General features: G+C 53.8%; 1 protein-coding gene. It reads right to left on the reverse strand.

Annotated elements, in window-relative coordinates; genetic code table 11:
* Positions 1-431, reverse strand: a 431-nt coding sequence (locus tag VZP09_RS12645) for an NAD(P)-binding domain-containing protein (protein ID WP_328795185.1), incomplete at its 3' end; no start/stop codon positions are given.
* Positions 432-451: the final 20 nt, after the last annotated feature.

Genomic DNA, 451 nt, shown 5'->3' on the forward strand with positions numbered 1-451 from the left:
CCACCAGGCATGATGGAAGGCCCTTTCAGAGCCCCCTCTTCACCACCGGAAACACCGGTGCCGATAAAGTTAAAACCTTCGGCAGACAGTTCACGGTTACGACGGATGGTGTCCTGGAAGAAGGTGTTGCCGCCATCAATGATGATGTCGCCTTTATCAAGGTAAGGCTTCAGGGAATCGATGGCGCTGTCGGTGCCAGCCCCGGCCTTCACCATCAACAGGATACGACGTGGTGTTTCGAGGGATTCAACAAACTCCTGTACTGTGTAGTAAGGGACCAGTTTCTTGCCTGGATTTTCGGCAACCACTTCTTCGGTCTTTTCACGGGAGCGGTTGAAAACGGAGACGGTATAACCACGGCTCTCGATGTTCNGCGCGAGGTTACGCCCCATCACGGCCATACCGACAACCCCGATCTGTTGCTTGGACATTACATACTCCTGTCTGGTGT

The organism is Klebsiella sp. EMBS2024, assembly GCF_036233805.1.
Lineage (GTDB): Bacteria > Pseudomonadota > Gammaproteobacteria > Enterobacterales > Enterobacteriaceae > Klebsiella > Klebsiella pneumoniae.